The organism is Micromonospora sp. NPDC005710 (genome assembly GCF_040630995.1).
Lineage (GTDB): Bacteria > Actinomycetota > Actinomycetes > Mycobacteriales > Micromonosporaceae > Micromonospora.
Genome location: NZ_JBEXYP010000050.1, coordinates 1 through 7070 on the forward strand (window position 1 = coordinate 1; position 7070 = coordinate 7070).

At 70.7% G+C, this 7070-nt stretch carries 7 protein-coding genes; 3 read left to right on the forward strand and 4 right to left on the reverse strand.

From position 1 onward, the window contains the following. A partial coding sequence (locus tag ABZ406_RS30645) for a cellulose binding domain-containing protein (RefSeq protein WP_357769020.1) occupies positions 1-507 on the forward strand: 507 nt, incomplete at its 5' end. A 92-nt stretch (positions 508-599) separates the two neighbouring features. On the opposite strand, the gene ABZ406_RS30650 is transcribed toward ABZ406_RS30645, so the two are convergent. From ABZ406_RS30650 to ABZ406_RS30660, 3 genes are all read right to left on the reverse strand, one after another. Continuing rightward, positions 600-3482: a glycosyl hydrolase gene (locus tag ABZ406_RS30650; protein WP_357769022.1), complete on the reverse strand. Its 2883-nt coding sequence runs from the start codon at positions 3480-3482 to the stop codon at positions 600-602. A gap of 157 nt (positions 3483-3639) precedes the next feature. Next, a complete protein-coding gene (locus ABZ406_RS30655) occupies positions 3640-4038 on the reverse strand; it encodes a hypothetical protein (RefSeq protein ID WP_357769024.1) in 399 nt (132 codons plus the stop codon). Positions 4039-4078: 40 nt separating this feature from the next. Then, complete coding sequence (locus tag ABZ406_RS30660; protein ID WP_357769026.1) at positions 4079-4777, reverse strand: DUF1223 domain-containing protein; 699 nt, start codon at positions 4775-4777, stop codon at positions 4079-4081. 132 nt (positions 4778-4909) lie between these two features. Between ABZ406_RS30660 and ABZ406_RS30665 the strand changes: the two genes are divergently transcribed. After that, positions 4910-5212 (forward strand): GNAT family N-acetyltransferase, encoded by a 303-nt coding sequence (locus ABZ406_RS30665; protein WP_357769028.1) that lies wholly within the window; start codon positions 4910-4912, stop codon positions 5210-5212. 52 nt (positions 5213-5264) lie between these two features. Next, positions 5265-5981: an isocitrate lyase/phosphoenolpyruvate mutase family protein gene (locus ABZ406_RS30670; RefSeq protein ID WP_357769030.1), complete on the forward strand. Its 717-nt coding sequence runs from the start codon at positions 5265-5267 to the stop codon at positions 5979-5981. Positions 5982-6045: 64 nt separating this feature from the next. On the opposite strand, the gene ABZ406_RS30675 is transcribed toward ABZ406_RS30670, so the two are convergent. After that, on the reverse strand, positions 6046-6825 hold the full coding sequence (locus tag ABZ406_RS30675) for an SDR family oxidoreductase (protein WP_357769032.1): 780 nt from the start codon (positions 6823-6825) through the stop codon (positions 6046-6048). Positions 6826-7070 lie beyond the last annotated feature (245 nt).

Here is a 7070-nt window from a genome sequence, read left to right on the forward strand (position 1 = left end):
ATCACCACCTGGGGCGTCCGCGACTGTGACTCGTGGCGTGGCTCGGACAACGCGCTGTTGTTCGACTGCAACGGCAACAAGAAGGCCGCGTACACGAACGTCCTGAACGCCCTCAACGCCGGCCCCGCCATTCCGACGACGCCGCCGCCGACGACCCCGCCGCCGACGTCGCCCCCACCCACGGAGCCGCCGCCCACCACCCCTCCGCCGACCACTGACGGTTGTTCGGCGTCGGTGTCACTGAACTCGTGGAACGGCGGATTCGTGGCCACCGTGAAGGTGACCGCCGGCTCCGCGGGTACGAGCGGGTGGAACGTCAGCGTCACCCTCGCCAGTGGTGCGAGCGTCACCAACACCTGGAGCGCGACGGCCAGTGGCTCGACCGGCACCGTACGGTTCGCGAACGTGGACTACAACGGCCGCCTCGGCGCGGGCCAGGTCACCGAGTTCGGCTTCCAGGGCACGGGCAGCGGGGCCGGCATCACGCCGACCTGCACGGCCTCCTGAGAACGCCTGACTGACCGCACCCGTCGGCCGGTGCGGGGGACCGATACTGGTCCTCCACACCGGCCGACGTCGTGCCGTGACGAACAGACCGATCAGGAGTACGGAAGCCGCAGCACCGACTGGTTGCCGATGCCCACAGTGGTCAGGTTGTTGCCGATCGCCGACCACACCTCCACCCGGACCGAGCCGTTGCTCAGCGCACCCAACGTGCCGGTGGCCGAGGACAGGCCGGCGTTCTGGGTGTAGTGCTCGTAGCCGGTCACGGGGTCGGTGGCGAAGTAGCGCAGCGTCTCCACCCGATCCCAACTGCCGTTGCCGGTGAGGTCGTACGAGATCCGCACCTGCACGCCGTTGCCGACCGCCGTTCCGGCGTCCACGAACAGGTCGATCGCCGTCTGCCCGCCCGTGTAGGCGAAGTTCAGACCGGTCGTCGTGAAGACCTGGGCGTTTGTGGGCGTACCGTCGTGGTTTCCGTTTGCCGCCGCGACGGTCGTCGTGGCCGCGCTACCGGCGGAGCCCAACCCACCCCCGGGCAGCAGGTAGCGTGTCGGCCCACCGGTGGTCGGCGGTGGGGTGGTCGGCGGTGGGGTGGTCGTCGGCGGGGGATCGGTGGTCGTCGGCGGGGGAACGCCACCGGCCGCGTTGCCACCACTCCAGGTGTACGCCCCGGTGGTGGCCGTCTTGCCCGCTCCCACGGTGAGCGTGGTGCCGTTGGAGAACGTCACGGTGATCGGCGTCGCCGTCGGGTTCGACGCGACGTACGTGCGGGCCCCGTTGCGGGAGAACACCGCGGACAGCGGATGGTTGCCGGTCACCGTCGTGTCGACGTTGCCGAGGGCGGCGAGGTTGCGGATCCAGTGGAACGTGTGGGCCCGGCTCTCGCCCTCCTCCGGGGTGTAACCGGGGTTGGCGCGCAGGTTCGCCAGCGCGGCATCGCCGTCCCCGAGGGCCTGGAACTGCCAGAGGATGTCCTGCCACACGGTCGGTTGTCCGCCGTTGTTGCGGACCAGCTCGGCGTAGTTGGTCCGCACGTACGCCGGGTTGTTGCCCAGGTACAGGTGACCGCCGGTGACCGGGAGCAGGTTGATGCCCTGGATCATCTCCGGCTCGCCGCTGAACCAGGTGGCGTACGCGCCGCCGTCGCCCCAGACCATCCCCACCGTCGAGTGCCCGAAGGCGGCGGGGAAGTTCTGGTCGCTGACGTCGAACCAGTACTCCTGGATCGCCGCGGCCTGGGTGGTGTAGAGGAAGACGCCGGCGTCGCGCACTGCCGTGTCGCCGGTCGTCTGCCCCCACTGGATCAGGGCGCTCGCGAAGTTCATCCCCTCGGACGAGGACTCCTGGTTGTTGCCGGAGCCGAAGGAGCCGTGCCCGGACGCCCAGTCGTGGCCGGCGTAGATGTCGAAGTCCCGCAGGTACGGGAATCGGGTGTCGTCGCGACGGTAGTTGTTGGCGTCGCGGATCAGCAGGTCGACCATCCCGCCGTAGCGGCTGGTGGCCGCCCACGTCGGGTCGAACTTCGCCAGCGTCGCGGCGGCGGCGATGTAGTAGCCGTAGTGGAAGTGGTGGTCGTTCAGCTCCTGGTCGGACCCGTACGACGCCGGGTAGCCGATCAGGGTGCCCCAGTTGTTGTCGTAGTAGAAGACCCGGCTGGTCTTGCCGCTGGACGCGGTGAACCAGTCGGTGAGCGTGCTGCGGATCGCGTTCAGCGCGCTGTCGCGCGTCGTGGTGTCGTTGACCTGGTCGGCGATCTCGGCGATCCGCGCGGCCCGGCCGAGCCCCTTGCCGGTCCAGTAGGTGTCGTTGCCGCGCTGGTCCATCGGGTTGGCGCGGGTGGCGGCCAACTGCCCGGTGAGGGTCGCGAGATCAGCACCACTGCCGTCGCCGACAGCCGGCAGCTCCGGCAGGATGCCCTGGAACTTCATCGCGGTGCGGAACTGGTTGACCCCGGTGAGCACCTTCATCCGACCACGCGCCGACGGGTAGGTGGGCGTGATCGGTGTGGAACCGCTCAGCGACTTCCACTGGTGCGGGTAGAGGCTGACCACCGTCTGGGTGGCGCTGCCCTCCCGGGCGGTGGTCGTGAACGCGTACGTGGTGGTCAGGCTGCTCGTCGCGGGGTTGTAGGCGTACGAGACCTGGGTGCCGGTCACGTGGGCGTGTGCGTACTGGCCGTAGGTCGCGGCCAGGCTGGCGCGTTCGGTGGCGCTCGACGTCGGGGGCAGCAGGGCGACCGAGAAGTACCCACGACCGGCCAGGGTGGACGAGATCCGGCCGGAGGCCACGGTCCAGCTGGCGCCGCTGGGCGCGAACCCGACGTAGTCGTGGCCGTTGACCCGGAAGCCGATGGTGGCGCCACTGTTGGACCAGACGTCGGGGGTGCCGGCGGTGGTGATCTGCGCGTTCCCGCCGGTGGTCTGGAAGTACGCGAAGGGCAGACCGTGGCCGATCGTCGCGCGCATGGTGCGCGTGCCGTCGCTCCAGTGCGGGCTGACCGTCCAGTCCGTCCAGCCGTCGACCTTGACCAGCGGTGCGGCGAGCCCGGCCACACCGACCCGGATGTCCTGCACGTACGGGTAGTGGAACTCACCGACACCGGTGGCGGTGCCGCTGATGGCGGGCGTGGAGTTGGCGGAGAAGCCGAGCCCGTCGCCGAAGGTGTCGTACGAGATCGGGTGGGCGTGCAGCGGTTCGCTGAAGGAGCAGTCGGTGCGCTTCCACAGCAGTGAGGACCACCAGTCGTTGGTGGGTATCGGCCCGGCGGGCGCGTTGGCGGTGGCGAACTGCCGGGGGTTGCTGGACATCGCGCCGCAGCCGCTGGGGAGCGCGCCGACCGGTGTGGTGGTGTAACTGCCGGCGCCGACGGGTGCGGCCTCGGCCGCGCGGGTGACGGGGATGGTGAGGCCGCCGACGACCAGGGCCAGCGCGGTGGCGGCGGCCAGGGCCCATCGGCGGTGGGGGACGGGAGGTTTCATCGTGCCTCCATCGCGCGCGCCGGGTGCGGCCTGTGCCGGGTCCAGCGCGTTGCGTCTGAATTGGGGGGAAGGTCAGGGGAGAGAGCGCTCTCTCGGCCACGGTAATCGAGTGTCGAGATCCCCGTCAATGTGTCCAACCCGTTGCGTGCTGATGTCGCTATTTGCCGACGCCGGCACTGCCGCTCAGTGCGTCCCCCGCACCGTCACCGAGCAACGCGTCCGGCACGCGCATCCGCCACGCGTCGGTCACCAACTCGGTCAACCGGTCCAGGTCGACGGCCGCCAGACGCAGCAGCACCAGGGGCAGGCCCTCAAAGCCGGGCGTGGTGAAGAAGACCTCGGGCTCCCCGAGCAGGAGAGCCTGCTTCTCGGCCTCGTCGCCGACGAACAGCACCGCGACGTCGAGCCTGATCACCCGCGGTCTGCCCGGTGCCCGCTCCGGATAGGACCAGACGAAGCCCCTGTCGGCCACCCGGAAGTCGAAGCCGTCACTGGGGATCTCCACCGCGTGCGGCAGGGCCAGCGCCACCCGGCGTACGTCGTCCGCGTCAGCCACCGGACCCCCTCGCACCGCGCCTCATCCGCATGAGCCGAGATTACGCGGTGGACAGCTCGATGGCCGTGGCGCCGACGATCGCCCGGTCGCCGTCCTCCTGGACATACCCGACCACGCTCGCGTTCCGTGCGTCGAGGTCAGGTGGCGTCGCCAGCTCCACCTGCCCCCGCCCGGTGTCCAGTCCCACCGACCGGAAGGCGCGGACGACGTTGTCCTGCCGCAGTGTCCGCCCGGCGTTCTCCCCTCGGGCGATGTCGCTGGTCAGATCCCGTTCCACGACCGCCACGTGCAACGTCGCACGCTCCGGCGGCCGTTCGGTCCGGTAGTCCACCATCACCCGGTCGTTGCCGAGATTGGCCACGGAGAGTGTGACCTGTGTGGCGGCGGCGGTGGAACCCACGGCGGACATGATCGCGTCGGCCGCCCGTCGTCGATCGGAACCGACGAACTCGACGCTGCCGTTGACGACCATCTGCGGGGTGTACAGACCTCGGGTGCCGAACGCGCGGGCGTACGCCTCCTGCCGCGCGGTGTACGCCGCGTCCGCGAACTGGTCCGGCCAGCCCAGGTCGTCCCAGTAGTCGACGTGGAACCCGAGGGCGAAGACGTTCTGGCCCCGAACCCGGGCGTCGCGCTCGATCTCGCTGAGCAACTCCTCCGCCGGCGGGCAGCTGTTGCAGCCCTGGGACGTGAACATCTCGACGACGGCGAAGCCGCCGTCGGTCGATGGGTTCGTCATGGTGGCCTGTCTCCTCCCACGGGGTGCCCGGCGGGCGTCGCGTTCCCGTTTCGGCAGGGACAATGCGTGTGGGGTCACGCCCCCTGCCGGCCTCGCGAGCAGTGCCGACGGGTCGGGTGGTTGGATGGTCGGGTGCAGTTCACCGTGACAGACGCGCCGGCGCGGGAGCGTTTCGAGGCGCGCGACGAGGCGGGCGTGGTCGTCGGGTTCGTCACCTACCAGCTCACCGGCTCGATCATCGCCTACACCCACACCGAGGTCGATCCGGCGTACGAGGGCAAGGGTGTCGGGTCGACGCTGGCGCGGGCGGTGCTTGACGACGCGCGCAGCAAGCGCCGGACCGTCGTGCCGATCTGCCCGTTCATCGCCGACTGGCTGGTCAAGCACCCGGAGTACGAGAGCATCGTGGTCCGGTCCACCCGCAAGATCAAGTAACCGTCGCCGGCTCGTCCGACGCCCTTCGCAGCCCTGCTGGGAGACCCCCGCGATGACAGCCTCCACCTTCCGTGCCCTGCATCACGATCGTGCCGCCGGAGACCCACTCGTCCTGCCGGGCCCCTGGGACGCGGCGAGCGCCACGGTGCTGGCCGACGCCGGCTACCCGGCGCTCGCGATCCCGAGCGCCGGTGTCGCCGCCTCGCTCGGCTACGAGGACGGTGCCACCCCGCCGGACGAGATGTTCGCCGTTGTCGCACGCATCGTCCGCGCCGTCTCCGTTCCGGTGTCGGCCGACGTCGAGGGCGGGTACGGCCTCGCCCCGCGCGAGCTGGTCGGGCGGCTGGTGGAGGCCGGCGCCGTCGGGTGCAACCTGGAAGACTCGGACGGGCACGCCACCCTGAAGGACCCGCGGCGGCACGCCGACTGGCTGGCCGAGGTGCGCGCGGAGGCGGGCGACGCGCTGTTCATCAACGCGCGCGTCGACACCTTCCTGGTCGGGACGGGTGACCCGGCCGACGCTGTCGAACGCGCCCGCCTCTACGTGTCGGCCGGCGCCGACTGCGTCTACCCGATCCTGGCGCCGCGGCAGGTGCTCCCGCACCTGCGGGACGGCATCTCCGGGCCGATCAACATGGCCGCCGGCCCGGACCGGGAGTCGGTGGCCGAGCTGGGCCGCCAGGGCGCCACACGCATCACCTTCGGCCCGGGAATGCAGCGGTACGCGATGAGCGCGATCGGCGACCTCGCGGCCGTGCTGCGCGCCTGAGGCAGCACGTCGGCCGTCGTCCGGGCGCGGTGCCCGCGATGTGCTGACGAGCCGTACACCTCGTCTAGATGATGGGGATCTCGCCGCCGTCGACTGTCAGGCTCACTCCGGTGACCCATTGAGCCCGGTCCGACACGAGGTAGGCGACGGCTTCGGCGATGTCACGCGGGTCTCCGGGACGACCCAGGGGGATGCCCTCGGTGATCGCGGCAAGTCCGACCTCCATCGCGTCGGCGAAGTTCTGCCGGATCGCGTCGGCGCCCGGGGTGAGCACGTTGCCGGGGATGATCGTGGTGACGCGGATTCCCGCAGGGGCGAGCTCGGCGGCGAGCGCCTTGCTGTAGGCGTTCAGGGCGGCCTTGGCGGCACCGTAGTGAGCCAGTGGCGGCCCCGGCGTGAGGGCCGCTCCCGACGAGATGTTGACGATCACGCCGCCCGACCCGGCCTCCCGCAGCGCCGGCAGCAGCGCGTTGTTGACCCTCACGGCGGACAGGTAGTTGAGGTCCAACGCGTCGATCCATTCCTCGTCCGGGATGGTCGAGATGCCCCCGAGGTGGGCGCGTGCCGCCGCCGCGTTGTTGACCACGATGTCGACGCCGCCGAGTTCGTCGAGCGCCGCCGAGGTGAATGCCCGCACTCCCGCGACCGAGCCGATGTCGCCCCGAATGAAGGTGGCGGCCTTCGGCGTCTCGTCGGAGGCGTTACGTGCCGTCGTGACGACCGTCGCGCCGCCGTCGAGCAGCCGCTGCACGATGGCCGCGCCGATCCCGCGAGAACCTCCCGTGACGACCGCGCGCCTGCCGGCGAACTCGGTGGGGTCCGGTGGAGCAATGGTTCGGAACATAAGGTACAGATTAGCGAGAACCGGAGGGCGCGGAGGGCTGATCGTTTGTCCGGCGCAGCCGGCTCGGCGCGCAGGTCGAGGCAGGTTTCCGGAAACTGCCCGGTCGGTCGTCCGCGCGTCGGGGCACCGTCAGCAGTTGCGGCCGAGCCCTCGGCGCGCCGTCGTCACGACGCTGGACCGTGCCGAGGCCCGCGCCACCGAGTTGGGCATCCTTCCCGGCGCCCGGGTCCTCGTCGACGCCGCCC